At 71.5% G+C, this 16,118-nt stretch carries 20 protein-coding genes; 13 read left to right on the forward strand and 7 right to left on the reverse strand.

Annotated features, from left to right (window positions below; all coding sequences use genetic code 11):
- Positions 1 to 133 precede the first annotated feature (133 nt).
- Positions 134 to 559 (reverse strand): cupin domain-containing protein, encoded by a 426-nt coding sequence (locus CJZ98_RS01415; protein WP_094587743.1) that lies wholly within the window; start codon positions 557 to 559, stop codon positions 134 to 136.
- 265 nt (positions 560 to 824) lie between these two features.
- Here CJZ98_RS01415 and CJZ98_RS01420 point away from each other — a divergent pair, with 265 nt between their 5' ends.
- Both CJZ98_RS01420 and CJZ98_RS01425 read left to right on the forward strand, forming a co-directional pair.
- Complete coding sequence (locus CJZ98_RS01420; RefSeq protein WP_094587744.1) at positions 825 to 2,831, forward strand: glycosyltransferase family 2 protein; 2,007 nt, start codon at positions 825 to 827, stop codon at positions 2,829 to 2,831.
- Between the two features lie 81 nt (positions 2,832 to 2,912).
- On the forward strand, positions 2,913 to 3,227 hold the full coding sequence (locus tag CJZ98_RS01425) for a DUF805 domain-containing protein (protein ID WP_094587745.1): 315 nt from the start codon (positions 2,913 to 2,915) through the stop codon (positions 3,225 to 3,227).
- A 30-nt stretch (positions 3,228 to 3,257) separates the two neighbouring features.
- Here the strand turns inward: CJZ98_RS01425 and CJZ98_RS01430 are convergent, their stop codons facing one another.
- The 3 genes from CJZ98_RS01430 to CJZ98_RS01440 form a co-directional block, all read right to left on the reverse strand.
- Entirely contained in the window at positions 3,258 to 4,073 is an 816-nt protein-coding gene (locus CJZ98_RS01430; protein ID WP_094587746.1) for an ABC transporter permease, read from the reverse strand.
- Positions 4,073 to 4,825 (reverse strand): ABC transporter permease, encoded by a 753-nt coding sequence (locus tag CJZ98_RS01435; protein ID WP_094587880.1) that lies wholly within the window; start codon positions 4,823 to 4,825, stop codon positions 4,073 to 4,075. Before CJZ98_RS01435 ends, CJZ98_RS01430 begins: the two co-directional genes overlap by 1 nt.
- Positions 4,826 to 4,893: 68 nt before the next feature.
- Complete coding sequence (locus tag CJZ98_RS01440; protein ID WP_390625467.1) at positions 4,894 to 5,895, reverse strand: ABC transporter ATP-binding protein; 1,002 nt, start codon at positions 5,893 to 5,895, stop codon at positions 4,894 to 4,896.
- Between the two features lie 141 nt (positions 5,896 to 6,036).
- Between CJZ98_RS01440 and CJZ98_RS01445 the strand changes: the two genes are divergently transcribed.
- Positions 6,037 to 6,273 carry a hypothetical protein gene (locus tag CJZ98_RS01445; protein WP_094587747.1) on the forward strand — a complete coding sequence of 79 codons (237 nt, stop codon included), beginning with the start codon at positions 6,037 to 6,039 and terminating at the stop codon, positions 6,271 to 6,273.
- Between the two features lie 21 nt (positions 6,274 to 6,294).
- Here CJZ98_RS01445 and CJZ98_RS01450 read toward each other — a convergent pair whose 3' ends face one another.
- On the reverse strand, positions 6,295 to 6,495 hold the full coding sequence (locus CJZ98_RS01450; RefSeq protein ID WP_094587748.1) for a hypothetical protein: 201 nt from the start codon (positions 6,493 to 6,495) through the stop codon (positions 6,295 to 6,297).
- Positions 6,496 to 6,598: 103 nt separating this feature from the next.
- Here CJZ98_RS01450 and CJZ98_RS01455 point away from each other — a divergent pair, with 103 nt between their 5' ends.
- From CJZ98_RS01455 to CJZ98_RS01470, 4 genes are read left to right on the forward strand one after another with little or no spacing between them, the layout of a single operon-like run.
- On the forward strand, positions 6,599 to 6,823 hold the full coding sequence (locus tag CJZ98_RS01455; protein WP_094587749.1) for a hypothetical protein: 225 nt from the start codon (positions 6,599 to 6,601) through the stop codon (positions 6,821 to 6,823).
- Between the two features lie 35 nt (positions 6,824 to 6,858).
- Positions 6,859 to 8,067 carry a phosphotransferase enzyme family protein gene (locus CJZ98_RS01460; RefSeq protein ID WP_315855780.1) on the forward strand — a complete coding sequence of 403 codons (1,209 nt, stop codon included), beginning with the start codon at positions 6,859 to 6,861 and terminating at the stop codon, positions 8,065 to 8,067.
- Positions 8,064 to 8,621, forward strand: coding sequence for a DOMON-like domain-containing protein (locus tag CJZ98_RS01465; RefSeq protein WP_094587751.1), 558 nt, complete (start codon positions 8,064 to 8,066; stop codon positions 8,619 to 8,621). The genes CJZ98_RS01460 and CJZ98_RS01465 overlap by 4 nt, the downstream gene beginning before the upstream one ends.
- A 42-nt stretch (positions 8,622 to 8,663) precedes the next feature.
- Positions 8,664 to 9,347: a hypothetical protein gene (locus tag CJZ98_RS01470; protein ID WP_094587752.1), complete on the forward strand. Its 684-nt coding sequence runs from the start codon at positions 8,664 to 8,666 to the stop codon at positions 9,345 to 9,347.
- Between the two features lie 66 nt (positions 9,348 to 9,413).
- Here CJZ98_RS01470 and CJZ98_RS01475 read toward each other — a convergent pair whose 3' ends face one another.
- Positions 9,414 to 9,851, reverse strand: a complete 438-nt coding sequence (locus tag CJZ98_RS01475) for a hypothetical protein (protein ID WP_094587753.1) — start codon at positions 9,849 to 9,851, stop codon at positions 9,414 to 9,416.
- 97 nt (positions 9,852 to 9,948) lie between these two features.
- Between CJZ98_RS01475 and CJZ98_RS01480 the strand changes: the two genes are divergently transcribed.
- The 3 genes from CJZ98_RS01480 to CJZ98_RS01490 all read left to right on the forward strand — a co-directional run bounded on the left by CJZ98_RS01480 (position 9,949) and on the right by CJZ98_RS01490 (position 11,771).
- Positions 9,949 to 10,383, forward strand: a complete 435-nt coding sequence (locus CJZ98_RS01480) for an EamA family transporter (RefSeq protein WP_094587754.1) — start codon at positions 9,949 to 9,951, stop codon at positions 10,381 to 10,383.
- A gap of 183 nt (positions 10,384 to 10,566) precedes the next feature.
- Positions 10,567 to 10,935: an AbrB family transcriptional regulator gene (locus tag CJZ98_RS01485; RefSeq protein ID WP_094587755.1), complete on the forward strand. Its 369-nt coding sequence runs from the start codon at positions 10,567 to 10,569 to the stop codon at positions 10,933 to 10,935.
- A gap of 95 nt (positions 10,936 to 11,030) precedes the next feature.
- Entirely contained in the window at positions 11,031 to 11,771 is a 741-nt protein-coding gene (locus CJZ98_RS01490; protein WP_094587756.1) for a DUF6629 family protein, read from the forward strand.
- Here CJZ98_RS01490 and CJZ98_RS01495 read toward each other — a convergent pair.
- Positions 11,731 to 12,471 carry a VIT1/CCC1 transporter family protein gene (locus CJZ98_RS01495; protein ID WP_094587757.1) on the reverse strand — a complete coding sequence of 247 codons (741 nt, stop codon included), beginning with the start codon at positions 12,469 to 12,471 and terminating at the stop codon, positions 11,731 to 11,733. The two genes, CJZ98_RS01490 and CJZ98_RS01495, sit on opposite strands and share 41 nt — an antisense overlap.
- Before the next feature lie 115 nt (positions 12,472 to 12,586).
- Between CJZ98_RS01495 and CJZ98_RS01500 the strand changes: the two genes are divergently transcribed.
- From CJZ98_RS01500 to CJZ98_RS01510, 3 genes are read left to right on the forward strand one after another with little or no spacing between them, the layout of a single operon-like run.
- Positions 12,587 to 13,942 (forward strand): type 2 periplasmic-binding domain-containing protein, encoded by a 1,356-nt coding sequence (locus CJZ98_RS01500; protein WP_094587758.1) that lies wholly within the window; start codon positions 12,587 to 12,589, stop codon positions 13,940 to 13,942.
- Positions 13,939 to 15,135: a mechanosensitive ion channel family protein gene (locus tag CJZ98_RS01505; protein WP_094587759.1), complete on the forward strand. Its 1,197-nt coding sequence runs from the start codon at positions 13,939 to 13,941 to the stop codon at positions 15,133 to 15,135. Before CJZ98_RS01500 ends, CJZ98_RS01505 begins: the two co-directional genes overlap by 4 nt.
- A 14-nt stretch (positions 15,136 to 15,149) precedes the next feature.
- Positions 15,150 to 16,079, forward strand: coding sequence for a PfkB family carbohydrate kinase (locus CJZ98_RS01510; RefSeq protein WP_094587760.1), 930 nt, complete (start codon positions 15,150 to 15,152; stop codon positions 16,077 to 16,079).
- Positions 16,080 to 16,118: the final 39 nt, after the last annotated feature.

The raw sequence follows: 16,118 nt of genomic DNA on the forward strand, positions 1-16,118 counted from the left end.
AGCTCACGGCGGCCCAGGGCGAGGGGCGACGCGGCGGCTCGGGGGGAACGGAATGGAGCGGGGATGGTACGGAGAGAAGGGGGGACGGGAGCAGCTGCGCGTCTTCAGGCAGGGCGGAAGCGGCTGCAGCCGCTCAGGCGGCGAGGGCCCGCCAGGCCGGCAGCAGGGCGCCGGGCACCCGGCGCGGCAGGTAGTCGCGCGGGTCGCTGGGGCCGTGGCGCAGCACCGCATTGACCACCACCGCCGGCGTGCGGCCGCGGTTGATGGCGCCATGGGGCACGCCCGGGGGAATGCACACCCACGAGGCCTCGTCCTCCCGCAGGCGGATGCGGCGCAGGTGGCGGTCCTCCAGCACCACCAGGTCGATGGCGCCGCGCAGCACCATCAACTGGTCGGTCTGGCGGCGGTGGCAGAACAGCTCACAGGACTGGTCCGGCGAGATTTCGGCGATCAGGGTCTCGTCGCTGGGGCGGGGCGCCGAAAACAGGGCATGGCCCGACCTGGAGCGCTCCAAGGGCAGGATCTCGACCCGCCGGGGGCGGGAGACGGAACGGGACATCACAGCAATGGCAAGTGCGTGAACATTCGCGACGAAATCCAGCGACGGTCGTGCGATCCGTCACTGATCGGAGCCGCCTGTCAGGAAGTCCACGTACCGGAGCCGGCGACGGCTGCAACCAGCCGGGTGTGACCCGCCCAACGCGACCTGCCCATCACGACCTGGCCCAAGCGACCTGACAAAGCAACCAGGCAAGCAATGGGGCTGGCTGGCTGCCTAGCGTCGTGGCCTTGCCAGCCAGGGCGTCCACCGCCTTCCAACGCCGATGCGGTTGCCCTGGGCGGTGCTGCTGCTCACCCTGCTGGGGGGCCGCTACCTGGCCTGGCGCCTGGGCAGCACCCTGAACCTCGACAGCTCACTGGCGGCGGGCCTGAGCCTGGTGATGCTGCTGGCGGAGCTGGCGCTACTGATCACGGCCTTTCTGCAGCTCTGGTTCACCCTGGCGCCCGATCCCGGCATCGCCGCCCTGGCCGAGCGAGCCGCCGCCGAGCTGGAGCAACGCCGACGCCTGGATCCTGGCGCGCTGCCGGCGGTGGATGTGCTGGTGCCCAGCTACGGCGAGCCGCTCGAGCTGATCGGCCGCTGCCTGCGTGGTTGCCGGGCGATCGACTACCCCAAGGTCACCGTGTGGCTACTGGATGACAGCAGCCGGCCGGAACTGGAGCGGCTGTGCACCGCACTGGGCTGCCGCTACCTGGCCCGCGAGCAACGCGAGCACGCCAAGGCCGGCAACCTCAACCACGCCCTGCCCCATCTCGATGGGGACCTGCTGGCGGTGTTTGACGCCGACGTGGTGCCCCAGACCTCCTTTCTGGCCCGCACCGCCGGCCTGTTCGTCGATCCGGCCGTGGGCTTCGTGCAGACGCCCCAGAGCTACATGAACGCCGATCCGGTGATCCGCAACCTGCGGCTCGAGCGCTGGCTCATGCCTGACGAGGAGACCTTCTACCGCTGGGTGGAGCCGGTACGCCAGGGGCTGAATGCCGTGGTGTGCGCCGGCACCTCGTTCGTGATGCGTCGCTCGGCCCTGCTGCAGGTGGGGGGATTTGAGACCGGCACCCCCTCGGAAGACCTGGCCACCGGCATCCGCCTGGCTGCCGCCGGCTACCGCAACCTGTTCGTGGGCGAGAAGCTCAGCGCCGGCCTGGCCCCCTTCACCCTGGCGGCGATGGCGCGGCAACGCTGCCGCTGGGCGAGCGGCACCCTGCAGACCCTGCGCACCGGCGCCAGTCCGTTCACGATTCCCGGCCTGAAACCACTGCAGCGGCTGGCCTTCCTGGAGGGGATCCTGCACTGGTGCAACGTGCTGCCCCAGCTGCTGTTGCTGCTGATGCCCCTGAGCATCGGCGTGCTGGGGGTGGCCCCGCTGCGGGTGAGTGGCGACGGGCTGCTGCTCTATGCCCTGCCCTTCTATGGAGTGCAACTTCTGCTGGCCCGCTGGTTCAGCGGCCAGGCCCGCACGGCCCTGCTGCCGGAGCTCTACCGCTGGGTGTTCCTGGTGCCCCTGGCCGCCGCGGTGGTGGGCACGCTGCTGGGCAAGCCCCAGCGCTTCCGCGTCACCCCCAAGGCCCCGACCGCCGGCCGCCGGCTCGGAGCCGAACGGCGCCTGCTCCTGCCCCTGCTGGCCCTGCTCAGCCTGCAGCTGGTGAGTGTCCTGAACCTGCTGCCCCGGGGCGGCCTGGCGCTGGCACCGATCTCTACGGCCACCCTGGCCCTGGGGCTGGTGTGGGCCGGCTTCAACGCCGTGCTGCTGCTGCTGGCAATCCGCACCTGCTGGGACCGGGGCGGCGGCGACGGCACGCCCTGGTTTGCCGTGGATCGGCCCGGCGCGCTGCAGGGAGATGGGGGAGATCGTGAGCTGGCGGTGCGGGTGGGGGCGATCAGCGCGGAGGGGGTGGAGCTGGAGCTGGCAGCGGCGGCAGCAGCCCAAGGGCAGCCTCGATCGGCCGAGGGGATCTCCATTGCGCTGCCGGGCCATGCCACACCCCTGCCCCTGCGCCTGGAGGCCCGCCGGGGCCGACGCCTCGGAGCCCACTGGGGCGAGCTCAGTGCCGAGCAGCGGGATCGGCTGGAGCACCAGCTCTACCGGCAGAGCGGACTGTGGCCCCAGCGCCAGGCCCCGTTCGAGCCGCTGGCCCTGCTGGCGGTGCTGCGGCGGCTGCTGCAGCCGATCGCAGCGGAGGGCTGGTTTGCACGCAGCCTGCTGCCCCAGGCCAGTCCCGCTGACCTCGCCCGATCGCCGCACCCGACCCCGGCCAGCGGCGGCCGATAACAAAGCACTCCAGCTGGGATGACAAGCCCAGCTGTGCTGGCAACAGTGCTGTGTCGCCTTTGCCCCCACGGGGATTGCACCATGAACGCCTACATCGAGGCCTGGAAGCGCTCCTTCGACTACACCGGCCGCAGCAGCCGCCCCGACTACTGGCTGTTCGTGCTGGTGAACATCATCGTGATCGTGGTGCTGGCCTTGATCGGGGGCAAGGTGGAGGCGATCCAGCCCCTGGTCACGCTCTACACGGTGGCCCAGATCGTGCCGCACCTGCCCGTGACCGTGCGGCGCCTGCGCGATGCCGGCAAGGAATGGCCCTGGATCTTCATCGGCCTGGTGCCGGTGATCGGTGGCATCTGGCTGATCGTGCTGCTGGCCCTGCCCACCGTTACAGGTTGAGCGGTGCGAGGCTGAGCGGCCCGTGGCCGCTCAGCTGGACGCCGAGGTGTAGAAGCGCAGGGCAAAGCGCCAGAAGGCCCGGCTGAGCAGCAGAAATCCTGCGGCCACACCCAGGCTGGCCAGGGCCCAGGGGCCGCTGACGCGGCCCAGCACCGCCTCGGCCGGCACCGTGGTGAGGAACGCCACCGGCAGCACCAGGGTGAACAGGGTTCGCAGCCCCGCCGGATAGGCCGTGATCGGGTAGCGCCCCGCCGCCAGGGCTGCCCGCAGCACCTCGGTGGCGTTCCAGGTCTTGACGAACCAGATGCTGGTGGTGGCCAGCAGAAACCACAGGGCGTACAGGATCACCGTGCTTGAGAGCAGCAGCACGGCCACCAGCGCCAGGGTCGCCGCATCGAGGCGCGCCCCGACCTTCAGCCCGGCTCCCAGCATCAGCGCCAGTCCCACGGCGATCTCCGGCAACCCCGCCGGGGACACGGTGCGAGCCGAGAGCCAGAACTGGCTGTCGATGGGCTTGAGCAGCACGAAATCCAGGGTGCCCTCCTGCACGTGGGTCACGATGCGGCTGAGGTTGGGGCGCAACAGGGTGCTGGAGACCCCATCCAGCAGGGTGTAGACCCCAAGCACCACCTGGGCCTCCGGCCAGCTCCAGCCCCCCAGGCCAGGGCCGGAGCCACCACTGCCGTTCCCGTAGAACAGCGACAGCACGAACAGGCTGCCGGCCAGGTTGCCGGCCATGGCCAGCAGCTCGATCAGCAGGTTGAGCTGATACTCCAGCTGGCCGGCCAGGGCCGTGCCCCAGAACCGGCGCAGCGTGCGGGTATAACGGCGCCAGTCGCTCGCCATCAGGCCCCCATCGCCGTGTAGCGACGCACGCCGGCGCGCCAGGCCAGAGCCGTGAGCGGCAGCAGCAGCGCGATCCAGCCCGCCATGGCCGCGAAGCTGGAGGCGATCGACACCTCGAGGCCCGCCAGCAGCTGGGCCGGGAAGCCGATCATGTGGGGGAACGGCGTGAAGAAGGCCACCTGCCGCACGCCCGGCGGGAACGCGGCCAGGGGGGCCACCAGGCCCGAGAGAAACAGGTAGGGGATGAACAGCAGCCGTTCAAGGGCCTGGGCCCGCTCGCTCCAGAAGCAGAGGATCGCGATCAGGCTCTGCAGCAGGAAGTGGATCGCAAATGCCAGCCAGATCGCCAGCACCGCCAGCAGAAACCGTCCCGGCGACGGCAGGGCAAAGGCGGCCGGCTGCAACAGGAAGAACAGGGCCGCAATCACCGCCACGAACGGCAGCCGCGTGGCCTGCTCAGCCAGGTGGGCGGCCACATAGCGCCACAGGGGCTGGAGCGGCTGCAGCAGGTAGGGGGAGAGACGGCCCGCCAGGCTGTCTTCCTCAAAGGCCCACACCACCCACACCACGGTGAACTGACGGGCGATGAAGGCCCCCAGGAAGTAGCGGGCCAGCTCGGCCTGACTCAGGCCCAGCCCCAGGCCGGCGTCGTCACCGCCCGCCGCCAGGGCCGCGCTCCACACGCCCAGCATGATGAAGGGCAGCACCCCCGACAGGGCCCAGAGGGCGATCTCGGCCCGGTACTCGAGCATGTAGGCGTATTGCGTCGAGAGCAGCACCCGGGCAATGCGCAGGCCGCGGGCCAGCGAGAGCCGGGTGCTCACGCCACCACCCCCTGGCGGAACAGCCGGCCGATCAGCTCCTCGATCGGCGGATCGCTCACCTCGAGATCCAGCACGGGCAGCTCGTTGAGCAGGCGGGCCACGACCTCAGTGAGCCGTTGCCGCGGAATCAGCAACCGCACCTCGGCGCCGTCCAGGCTCTCCAGCTCGCCGTAGGAGTGGAACGTCTCAGCCGGCAGGGGCTGGGCCAGCTCCAGCCGCACCTGGCGCCAGGGGGCCAGCCGCTCGCTCAGGCCGGCCAGCCGCCCGTCGTAGAAGAGCCGGCCCCCGTGGATCAGCAGCACCCGCGGGCAGAGGGCCGTGATGTCGGCCATGTAGTGGCTGGTGAGCAGCACGGTGGCGCCGGTGCGACGGTTGTAGTCGACCAGGAACTGGCGCACCCGGGCCTGGGCGTTCACATCCAGACCAAGGCTGGGTTCATCGAGAAACAGCACCGCCGGCCGGTGCAGCAGGGCCGCCATCAGCTCGGCCTTCATCCGCTGGCCCAGCGACAGCTTGCGCACCGGCCGGGTCAGCTCCTCCCCCAGTTCCAGCATCTCGGCCAGCTCGTCGATCCGGCGCCGGGCCTCGGTGTCGTCCAGGCCGTAGACGGCGGCATTGACCCGCAGCGAGTCGAGGGGCGGCAAATCCCAGATCAGCTGCTGCTTCTGTCCCATCACCAGGGTGATCGCCTCGAGGAAACCGCGCTGGCGCCGGTGGGGCGTGTGGCCCGCCACCGTGGCCGATCCGGCCGTGGGGTGGATCAGGCCGGTGAGCATCTTCAGGGTGGTGGTCTTGCCGGCGCCATTGGGCCCGAGGAAGCCCACGATCTCGCCGGGCTGGATCGTGAAGCTCACATCGGTCACCGCGGGCACATCGCGGTGGCGGCGGCGCAGGAAATGGCGCAGGGTGCCGCCCAGGCCCGGCTGCTTTTCAGCCACCCGGAAGGTCTTGCAGAGGCCGCGGGCGACCACGATCGGCTCCGAGGGGGTCTGGGGCACGGGCGGGAGCGGTGCTGACGGCACGGGCACCAGCATCCCGCGCCAGCGGGACGAGCCCACGGGCGCACGCGCTGGCGCAGCGGAGGTTCGGCATGGCCGGGAACCCTGCCTAACGTCCAGAGAAGGAGCCAGAACGAACCGATGGAGATCAACCGCCCCAGTGCCAGGCCCCTGACTCCGGAGGAGCAGGTGGTCTTCGAGAAGTTCCGCCAGAAGCTGCATCAGAAGGCCTTGGCGGGTGGCCTCCACGGCGACGACATCCGCCAGTTGGTGGCCGGCATCCGCGCCCACCCCGACGCCAGCGAAGCGATCGTGGACGCCCTGGCCGAGGAGGTGCGCACCCTTGGTCAGCCGCTGGTGGATCTCCACTGGGACTGAGCGGCAGGAGCCGCCCTGGCCTCAGGGGCCCTGGAAGAAGCCCCGGCTGTTGAGCCACGCCAGCACCAGGGCCCCGGGCAGGAACACCGCCGCCAGGATCTGAAGCCGCACCCGCAGACCCGAGCCCGGATCGGCAGTGCTGCCGGGAGTTGCCCGAGGGGCGGGACCGGGCCCGGCGGCTGGCCGTAACCGGACCTTCTTGCGGCGGGCCTTGGCGGCCATGGGCAGGGGGCGATGGAGGACGGGCGTCCAGTGTCCTCCGCCGCGCGCCATCCTGGAGCCACCGCCGAGGCCCTTGGGCCGAGCTGACGCCACCATCACTGCCATGACCGGAAACTTCGCCGCCATCGGCTTCATGGCCAGCTGGGTGCTGGGCTGGGGCATCGGTGGCTCCCTGATCGATGCAGCTCTGATCCAGGCGGGCGTCTACAGCCTGGAAACGGGCCAGCTGGGCACGGCCGCCACCTTCGGCGCCTGGACCCTGGCCTGGGGCAGCTTCGGCTGGTGGCTGTACAACCGCTTCACCCGGCCCAATCCGCCGAGCGCCTGAACCGCTGCCAACATGCAGGCCCCCGCCGCAGCCCCGTGAGCGAGTCCGCTGCCCCCACCGCTCAGGAGGCCCCCATGGGCGCGGTCAGCGATCTGGTGACCATCGCCGAGGGATTCGCGCTGCCGGCCCCGGTGGCCGCGGTGGAACCGCTGGGGCGGGGGAACGTCAACGACACCTATCTGGTGAGCCTGCGGGGCGAAGACCAGCCGCGCTTCGTGCTGCAACGGCTGAACACGCGGGTGTTCCGCCGGCCCAAGCTGGTGATGGGCAACATCAGCGCGGTGGTCCGACACGTGGAGCGGCGCCTGGCCGAGGAGCCCCCCCAGCCCGGACGGCTCCCCTGGCGGGTGCCCCAGGTGGTGCCGGCCCGAGGCGGCAGCACGCCTTGGCTTGTGCGGGGCGAGGCGTTCTGGCGCACCCTCAGCTTCATCGAGGACAGCCGCAGCCATGAAACGATCACGGATCTGGAGCATGCCCGCGAGATCGGCTACGGCCTGGGCCGCTTCCACAGTCTGATCAGCGACCTGCCCGCCTCCGAGCTGGCCGACACCCTGGAGGGCTTTCACATCACCCCGGGCTATCTGGCCGAGTACCGGCGTGTGCTGGCGGAGAGCACGGTGTCGCCCAGCGCCGAGACGGAGCACTGCCTTGCCTTCGTGCAGCAGCGCCAGGACCTGGCCTCGGTGCTGGAGCAGGCCCGCACCGCCGGGCGGCTGCAGCTGCGGCCGATCCACGGCGACCCCAAGATCAACAACCTGCTGATGGCCAGCGGGTCCGTGATTGGCGACGGGGAAGGCCGTGGCAGCCAGACGGGTTGCGGTCAGGCCATCGCCCTGGTGGATCTCGACACGGTCAAGCCCGGCCTGGTGCATTACGACATCGGCGACTGCCTGCGCTCGGCCTGCAACCGCCTCGGCGAGGAGACCCGCGACTGGCCTGAAGTGCAGTTCGACCTGGAACTGGCCGAAGCCCTGCTGGAGGGCTACCTCGGTCAGGCCCGGGCCTTTCTCACGCCCGACGACTTCGCCCACATCCCCGAGGCGATCCGTCTGATTCCCTTTGAGCTGGGCCTGCGCTTCCTCACCGACCACCTGGCGGGCAACGTCTACTTCAAGGTGAGCCATCCGGGCCACAATCTGGAGCGGGCCCTGGTGCAGTTCCAGCTGACCCGCAGCATCGAAGCGCAACTGCCGGCCATCCGGGCGATCGTGGAGCGGCTGCGGGCCACGGAGGTGGCGCCATGACGGAGAGCTTCCGCCTGGTGCCCTTCGATTCCGCCACCGCCCCGGCCAGGGTGCGGCTGGAGGGCGACCTGAGCAGAACCGACGAGCGGTTGCGGCTCCGCTACCGCCTGGCGGATCCTGGCGGCACCCTCCGGATCCCGCCGGCGGCCCCGGCCCCCCGCCGCCGCGACGAGCTCTGGAGCCGCACCTGCCTGGAGCTGTTTCTGGCCGTGCCCGGCAGCGCGGCCTACTGGGAGGTCAACCTTTCACCCAGCGGCGACTGGAACGTCTATCGGCTCAGCGGCTACCGCCAGGGGCTGGCGCCGGAGCCAGCCGTCACGGCCCTGCCCTTTGCCGTGGAGCGCTGCGGCGATGGCCTGGAGCTGAAGCTGGAGTTCCACCTGGCGCCGCTGGTGGCGACCGGTCAACCGCTGCAGCTGGCCGTCACGGCGGTGCTGGAGCACCACGCCCCGCCTGGTGTCAGCGGTGAGGGGCCACTCTCCTACTGGGCCCTGGGCCATCCGGGCCCCGTGGCCGACTTCCACGACCGGGACGGCTTCCTGCTGCGGATCTGAGCCCCACCCCGTACGCTGCCCCCCGACGCAAGCGGCAGCCCTGTGGCGAACGACGAATCCAGCAGAGCAGAGGAACTGAAGGGCCTGGGCTGGTCCGCCGAGGACGTGCGCCGCTACGAGGAGCTCTGGGAGTACCGCCAACGCTGGGGCGCCATCAACCTGGAGCGGGAGGACCGCCTCTTCCTGCGCAAGGCTGAATCGTCCCTGCCCAAGCGCCTCAGCGGCAAAGCAGCCGCCCGCAAGAGCACCCAGGACAAGTCGTACTACCGCTGGCTGCAGCTGTTCCTGGACGCCATGGTGGCCGGGCCTGAAACAGAGCTGGCCGCCGGTGAGATCGGCGCCTGGCGCCTCGTGCTGGAGGAGGAGCTGCGCGCCCTCGACTACTACGAGCCGGTGCTGGGACTGCCCGACACCCTCAAGGCCAAGGCCTTCGGCCCCAGCCGCGAGGCCTGGATCCAAGAGGCCGCCGCCCAGGGCCGCACGCTCCACTTCGACTTCGCCGCCGTGCTGGAGCAGCACAAGGCCAAGCAGACGAGCAACTGGAAGCCCCTGCGCGAGTCGGCCCCGGATGACACCAGCTATCCGGTGCTGGAGGGTGCCGCAGCCGAAGCCTTCCGCACCAAGGTGCGCCAGGCAGTGCTCGCGCTCACCCGCGGCACCTTCCCCTCCCTGGCGGAGACGGACAAGCCCGCCCCCGCCGATGACTGGCAGCGGGAGCGGGGCTGAGGCCTGACAGCATCAGACCTCCGGCCCCGAGGGCTGGGGTCCAGGGTGCCGATCGCAACGCCGCGTTCAGGCCCCCCGTTCGCCCGCCAGAAGCAGGTCACGGGCGGCATTGATGGCCTGCATGGTGCCGTGGTGGCCGCCGCGGTCGGGATGGTGCTCGGCCGCCGCCTGCTTCCAGGCCCGGTTCACCGCCAGCGGGCTGAGCCGGCCCGCCAGGGCCAGGCCGAGCCGGTGGCGGGCCTGGATCGCCTCCAGGTCGGGGCTGCGGCCCAGGGGCCCGCGATCGGCGGCCGTCAGGCCCGTGCCGCGGCGCTTGCGACCCCGTCCCTGCCCCTTGCCCACGGCCTTGCCGAAGCCGCGGCTGGCAGCTTCGGCCCCGTCCGGCTGGCGGCGGGAGTTCGCGGCGGGTGGCGGAGCCACCAGGCCCGCCACCCGCTCAGGGGCCAGGTCCCTGGGGCAGTCCGCCAGGCGATCGAGGGGGCGGTGCTGGAGGGTCTTGCTCATCACATCGGGGCCGCGGGCATCTCCCCAGCCTCTCCCATGGCCGACAGGGGCCATCACGATGGCGAGGCCCCTCCCCTGGCCTTGCGCCCCTCCACCCATGCCCAACCTCTGGTCCGGCTGGCCGATCTGGGCCGTACTGGCAGCCCTGTTCGCGGCCGTCACCGCCCTATTCGCCAAGCTGGGGGTGGAGGGCATCAACAGCAACCTGGCCACCCTGCTGCGCACCGTGGTGGTGCTGGCGCTGCTGGCCGGCATCGTGGCGGTGCGGGGCGAATGGGAGCCCCTGACGGAATTGCCGCGGCGCAGCCTGGTGTTTCTGCTGCTCTCGGGCCTGGCCACCGGCGTGTCGTGGCTCTGCTACTTCCGGGCCCTGACCCTGGGGCCCGTCTCCCGGGTGGCCCCGATCGACAAGATCAGCGTGGTGATCGTGGCGGTGCTGGGGGTGCTGCTGCTGGGCGAATCCCTGGATCCCCGCCACTGGCTGGGGGTGGCGTTGATGGCGGTGGGGGCTGTGCTGCTGGCGCTGCAATGAGGGCGCCGTGACGGCCATCCCTATCCCCCAGCAACGGCCCAGGTGGGCGAGCATGAGCTACAGAGCAACCCTGGAATCAGGGCAGCCGACAGCAGCCGTTGATTGCTTCTTGCAGCGCCCCGGGTCCTCAGCAATTGGGGGCGATTCGATAGGCTCTGCCAGTCAGTCATTCCACTGCGATCCATGCTCACAGGCTCCGATCTGCTCGCCAAGGTGAAGGATTTGGGCGATGCCAGCAAAAGCGAGCTCGTGCGCAGCTGCGGCTACGTGTCCACCAAGAAAGACGGCAGCGAACGGCTGAACTTCACGGCCTTCTATGAGGCTCTGCTCGAAGCCAAGGGCCTCAGCCTCGGGGGCGATGGCGCCAGCCGCGGCAAGGGCGGCCGCAAGCTCAGCTATGTGGCCACGGTGCAGGGCAACGGCAACCTGCTGATCGGCAAGGCCTACACAGCCCTGCTGGATCTCAAGCCCGGCGATGAATTCGAAATCAAGCTGGGCCGCAAACAGATCCGCCTGATCCCCGCCGGCAGCACCGAAGACGAGGAGGAGTGATCCGCCGCCACGGCGGGCCGTGTCGCCACCGGTGGGGCCACCAGACTGGACGCTGAGCCCGTCGGCACCTCCGGCGCTCCCCAAGGCCACCACCCATGTGCTTCTCCAGCACCGCCAGCTTCACGGCGGCGGTGGCCCTTGTACCCCTGGGCCTGCTGGCCGTCCGCCAGGCCCAGCGCAGCGGCCAGCAGGGGCGCCTGCCCCTGGCCCTGACCCCCTGGCTGTTCGCCCTGCAGCAGGCCAGCGAGGGCGTGGTGTGGCTGGGGCTGGACGACCCCGGCGGCAACGGGACCACCGCACCCCTCACCCGGGCCGCGGCCCTGCTGTTCCTGTTCTTTGCCTGCGCGCTCTGGCCGGCCTGGATGCCCTGGCTGGCCCTGCGCTTCGGCAACACCTTGCTGGCGCCCTGGCGCCGCCGCCTGATTCGGCTACTGGCCCTGCTGGGGCTGGCCTTCGGCCTGGGGCTGTGGCTGCCGTTGCCGTTGGATTCCGATCGACTCCAGATCGTTGTGGTGGGCGGCTCGATCCACTACGCCACAACCTTCCTGGGCAGTGGGGTGATCAACCACACCCTGGGCAGCGGCCTCTACGCCCTGCTGGTGGGTCTGCCGCTGCTGCTGGTGCCCTCAGGACGCCTGCGCCTGTTCGGCCTGCTGATGCTGCTGGCCTTCACTCTGGCCCAGCTCGCCTACCTGCACGCCTTCACCTCCGTGTGGTGCTACTTCGCGGCGGTGCTCTCGGCCCTGACGGTGTGGGTCGTGTCGGAACCGCCCAGACCACCGCTCAGATCACTGCTCAGACCACCGCCCCGAACAGCCGGCCCACCGCCGCCGTGATGCCCATGGCGATCGCGCCCCAGATCAGCAGCCGCAGCGAGGCCCGCAGCACGGAGGCCCCGCCGGCCCGGGCCGAGAGGGCACCGAACAGAGCCAGGGCCAGCAGGGCACTCACGGTGGTGCTGCGAGCCAGGTGCTGGGGGCTGGCCACCAGCAGCGTGGCCAGGGGCACACAGGCCCCCACCGCAAAGCTCGCTGCCGAGGCCAGGGCCGCCTGCACCGGCCGGGCCCGCAGGATCTCGGTGAGGCCCAGTTCATCGCGGGCATGGGCCGCCAGGGCATCGTGCTGGCTGAGCTGCTCGGCCACCGCCACCGCCAGGTCGTGGTCGAGGCCGCGGGCTTCGTAGATCTCCACCAGCTCCGCCAGCTCCCCCGCCGGATCGGTGGCGAGCTCATGCCGTTCCTTGGCCAGGTCTGCCCCCTCCGTGTCGGCCTGCGACTGCACCGACACGTATTCTCCCGCGGCCATCGACAGGGCGCCGGCGACCGTGGCGGCGATAGCCGAGATCAGCACCGCGTCGCGGCTGGCACCGGAGGCGGCGATGCCCACCACCAGGCTGGACACGGAGATGGTGCCATCGTTGGCCCCCAGCACCGCAGCCCGCAGCCAGCCGACCCGGTGGCTGTTGTGACGCTCGGCATGGCGCGCGGCCAGGCGGCGGCGGCGGCGGCGGTCGGGGAGATCGCTGCTCACGGGCATGGCAGGGGTCGGAGGCCTGGCGACCCCATCGTGACGCGACCCAGGGCACCGGCCTCCCCGCGCGGCGCGGCGTCGCCCGCTGGCTGGCGGCCTTGGTCGTCCCTAGCCTGCGGCGGTGAAGTTCCCCGACCGGCCGTCACCGTCGCTGCCGCTCCTGGCCGGCGCCGTGGTCCTGGTGGGCCTGCTGGCCGCGGGGCTGGCGCGCTGCAGGGCTCCTGGTGGCCCCCATGGACAGCCCACCGGGCACCAAATCCAACCGCACACCGCCCTGTCCCCGGCCGCCGATCCGGCGGGCGCCACAGCGCCGCAGGGCGAGCTGCGCGGCACGCTGTTTCTGGCGATCGGCGTCGACACCGCCCAGGGCGTGACCAGCGCGATGCTCCAGGAGCAGAAGCGCCAGAGCACGGCGCTGGTGCAGGCGTTCCGCCAGCTCCATCCGGGCGTCACGGTCACGGTGGCCGTGTACCGGGAGGACCAGCTGGATCGGGAACTGGGCGCGCGCCACGCCGCCGGATTCGGGCCCGATCTGCTGCTGGTGAATGGCAGCACGGCCATCAACCTGGAGAGCCTTGGCCTGGTGCAGCCCATGCGCTTCCCGAGCCCGGTGACGGCCCAGCTGTTCCCGGCGGTGCTGCGGCGGGCCCAGCGGCCGGATGGGTCCCTGGTGGCCATGCCGGTGTTCCTGCAGCCCCAGCTGGCCTGCTTCAACCGCCGCCGCCTACGCACCAGCCCCAGCGATCTGGCCGGACTGCTGCAGGCCAGCACCCAGGACGTGGAAGTGGGCCTGGCCCTGACCCCCGGCGAGCTGTTCTGGACCGCCGGCAGCCTCGGCGCCGCCCAGTCCCTGGCGCGGGCCGCCGAGGGCCAGCCGCTCCGCAGCGACGATCGCCGCGCCATCCTCGGCTGGCTGCGCTGGCTGCAGGCGGCCAACCTGCTGGAACGGGTCAACTTCTTCCCCGACGATGAGACCCTGATCCGGGGCATGGTCGCCGAGCGCCTCGACTGGATCCCCTGCCGCAGCGCCAGCCTGTCGCGGCTGCGCCACAGCCTGGGCGACCAGCTGGGGGTGGCGTCCCTGCCCGGCGGTCCCGGCGGCCCAGCGACGCCGATCAACCGCCTGCGGATGCTGGCCTTCGGGGTGGATTCCAGCCCCGGGCAGCGCCGCCTCGCCGAGGCCCTGGCCCGCTTCAGCATCAACCCCCTGATCCAGCGCAACCTCACGGTCTCCACCCAGGAGCTGTTGCCCGTGAACCGCTACGTGCCGGCACCGGTGGCCAGCTCGGCGGTGCTCGGTGCCCTGGTGGCGGCCCTGCGCCAGGGGGAGTCGAGCAACCGGATCGCCCGCGAGCTGGCGGCCAGTGATCCCCGCTTTCCGCAGCTGCAGCGGGAACTGGTGCGGCTGGTGTTCGGCGAGGTCACCCCCGAGCAGGCCAGCGACGCGCTGATCGCCCTGCTGAGGCCGACGCCATGATCGAGCTGCTGCAACGGATCCTGGGCTGGTTCGGCTACCTGCAGCGGGGGCCGGTGCTGCTGCAGCTGCTGGTGGTGCTCCTGCCGTTGCTGGTGGGCACCCGGCTGCGCCGGCCGAGGAGCCGCTGGGCCGCCCTGCTGCCCCTGGCGGCGATCGGGCTGGGCATCGGCGCCCTGGCCCTGGCGCGCCAGCCGGTGGGGCTGGCGCTGTTCCTGGCGGAGCTGGTGGCCGGCTGGCAGGCCCTGGGGCTGCTGCACCGGCTGCTGGGGCGGGTGATCGAACCGCGGGCGCTGGGGCTGCTGGAGAGCCGTCTGATCCGCCCGGGTTTCCTGCTGGTGGCGGTGCTGGCCCTGATCGAACAGATCGACAACCTCGCCGACCTGGGGGTGATCCCCGTGGGGCGCTGGTTCGGGGCCGAGGTGAACCTGGGCGACCTGGGCGGTGCCCTGCTGATCGTCTACGTGCTGGTGATGGGATCGGGGCCACCGGCGGCGGGGGCGGCCTGGCTGGTGCAGCAGGGCGTGGGCCTGAGCGACGGCAGCCGCCGCGCCCTGCAGCTGATGCTCCGCTACGTGGTGATCGGCCTGGGCATCCTCTGGGCCCTCGATCACATCGGCTTCAACACCACGGCGATCCTGGCGGTGGCCGGCGGCCTGTCGGTGGGCCTGGGCTTCGGCATCAAGGAGGTGTTCTCCAACTTCATCAGCGGCCTGTGGCTGCTGTTCGAGGGCTCGGTGCGACCGGGGGAGGTGCTGTTCATCGACGGCGATCCCTGTGAAGTGCGCAGCCTGGGGCTGCGGGCCGCCGTGCTCTGGCGCGACCGCGACAACGCCGAGCTGGTGATCCCCAACCAGACCTTCTTCACCGCCACCACCACCACCTACACCGGTAGCGACAGGCTGCGGCGCAGCCAGGTCACAGTGGGGGCCTCGTACCGCCACGACCCCAAGCAGGTGATGGCGCTCTTGGAGGCCACGGCGCTGGCCACGCCGCGGGTGCTGGCCGAACCGGCCCCGAAGGCGCTGCTGCTGAGCTATGGCGATTCGGCAGTGGAGTACGCCCTGCGCTTCTGGATCGCCAACCCGATGGACAACGTCTCGATCTGCAGTGACGTGCATGCCGCGGTGTGGCACGCCTTCGCCGAGCAGGACATCGAAATGCCCTACCCCCAGCGGGTGATTCACCAGGCCTGAGCACACCCACGCCGATGCCGCCGAACCCTGACCAAGCCACTCCCGCGCGCAGCGATGGCCAGCGCAGGGATCCCGAGCCGCTGCCCTGCCGGTCCCTGGCGGAGCTGCCGGCCCTGCCGCCCCTGCGGCTGGCGGTGGTGGGACACGTGGAGGTGGTGAGCTTCGTGGGGGTTCCCGCGCTGCCAGCGGCGGGCGAGATCCAGCGGGCCAGCTGGTTTCTGGAGCAGGCGGCCGGCGGCGGGGCCGTGGTGGCGGCCCAGATGGCCAAGCTCACCGGCCAGCGGGTGCCCTTCTTCACCGCCCTGGGCCGCGACGCCCTTGGCGAGCGGGCCGCCGCCGAACTGGAGGCGCTGGGGCTGGAGCTGCATGTGGCCTGGCGCGAGGCCCCCACACGGCGGGGCGTGAGCTTCGTGGACGCGGCCGGGGAGCGCACGATCACGGTGATCGGCGAGCGGCTGGCGCCGGCGGCGGCTGATCCGCTGCCCTGGCAGCGGCTGGCGGACTGCGATGGGGTCTTCGTGACCGCGAGTGATGCCGAGGGCCTGCGCCTGGCCCGGCGGACGCGGCGGCTGGCGGCCACACCGCGGGTGCGCCTGTCGCTACTGCGCGACTCCGGCGTGCGGCTGGATGCCCTGATCGGCAGCGACCTCGATCCTGCGGAGCGGGTGGCGCCGGGCGACCTGACGGTGGCGCCAGCCCTGCGCATCGCCACCGCGGGCGCCGCCGGCGGGCTGGTGGAGCCGGGCGGGCCCTTCCTGGCCCCGGCGCTGACCGCGCCAGCCCTGGATGCCTACGGCGCCGGCGACTCCTTCGCGGCTGGCGTGACCGCCGGGCTCTCCGCCGGCTGGAACCTGGTGGACAGCCTCAGTCTCGGCTGCCATTGCGGCGCCGCCTGCGTGACGGCCCGGGGCGCCTACGCCGGCCAGCTGCGGCTCAACCCGTGAGCGGGCCTTCAATCAGGAGACTGATCGGACGGCTAACCG

The organism is Vulcanococcus limneticus LL, from assembly GCF_002252705.1.
Taxonomy (GTDB): Bacteria; Cyanobacteriota; Cyanobacteriia; order PCC-6307; family Cyanobiaceae; genus Vulcanococcus; species Vulcanococcus limneticus.

Excerpts from the sequence above, each read along its gene's own strand:
- CJZ98_RS01415 (WP_094587743.1), bottom strand. The coding sequence starts at position 559 with ATGTCCCGTTCCGTCTCCCGCCCCCGGCGGGTCGAGATCCTGCCCTTG.
- CJZ98_RS01420 (WP_094587744.1), top strand. The coding sequence starts at position 825 with ATGCGGTTGCCCTGGGCGGTGCTGCTGCTCACCCTGCTGGGGGGCCGC.
- CJZ98_RS01425 (WP_094587745.1), top strand. The coding sequence starts at position 2,913 with ATGAACGCCTACATCGAGGCCTGGAAGCGCTCCTTCGACTACACCGGC.
- CJZ98_RS01430 (WP_094587746.1), bottom strand. The coding sequence starts at position 4,073 with ATGGCGAGCGACTGGCGCCGTTATACCCGCACGCTGCGCCGGTTCTGG.
- CJZ98_RS01435 (WP_094587880.1), bottom strand. The coding sequence starts at position 4,825 with ATGCTCGAGTACCGGGCCGAGATCGCCCTCTGGGCCCTGTCGGGGGTG.
- CJZ98_RS01445 (WP_094587747.1), top strand. The coding sequence starts at position 6,037 with ATGGAGATCAACCGCCCCAGTGCCAGGCCCCTGACTCCGGAGGAGCAG.
- CJZ98_RS01450 (WP_094587748.1), bottom strand. The coding sequence starts at position 6,495 with ATGGCCGCCAAGGCCCGCCGCAAGAAGGTCCGGTTACGGCCAGCCGCC.
- CJZ98_RS01455 (WP_094587749.1), top strand. The coding sequence starts at position 6,599 with ATGACCGGAAACTTCGCCGCCATCGGCTTCATGGCCAGCTGGGTGCTG.
- CJZ98_RS01465 (WP_094587751.1), top strand. The coding sequence starts at position 8,064 with ATGACGGAGAGCTTCCGCCTGGTGCCCTTCGATTCCGCCACCGCCCCG.
- CJZ98_RS01475 (WP_094587753.1), bottom strand. The coding sequence starts at position 9,851 with ATGAGCAAGACCCTCCAGCACCGCCCCCTCGATCGCCTGGCGGACTGC.
- CJZ98_RS01480 (WP_094587754.1), top strand. The coding sequence starts at position 9,949 with ATGCCCAACCTCTGGTCCGGCTGGCCGATCTGGGCCGTACTGGCAGCC.
- CJZ98_RS01485 (WP_094587755.1), top strand. The coding sequence starts at position 10,567 with ATGCTCACAGGCTCCGATCTGCTCGCCAAGGTGAAGGATTTGGGCGAT.
- CJZ98_RS01490 (WP_094587756.1), top strand. The coding sequence starts at position 11,031 with ATGTGCTTCTCCAGCACCGCCAGCTTCACGGCGGCGGTGGCCCTTGTA.
- CJZ98_RS01495 (WP_094587757.1), bottom strand. The coding sequence starts at position 12,471 with ATGCCCGTGAGCAGCGATCTCCCCGACCGCCGCCGCCGCCGCCGCCTG.
- CJZ98_RS01505 (WP_094587759.1), top strand. The coding sequence starts at position 13,939 with ATGATCGAGCTGCTGCAACGGATCCTGGGCTGGTTCGGCTACCTGCAG.
- CJZ98_RS01510 (WP_094587760.1), top strand. The coding sequence starts at position 15,150 with ATGCCGCCGAACCCTGACCAAGCCACTCCCGCGCGCAGCGATGGCCAG.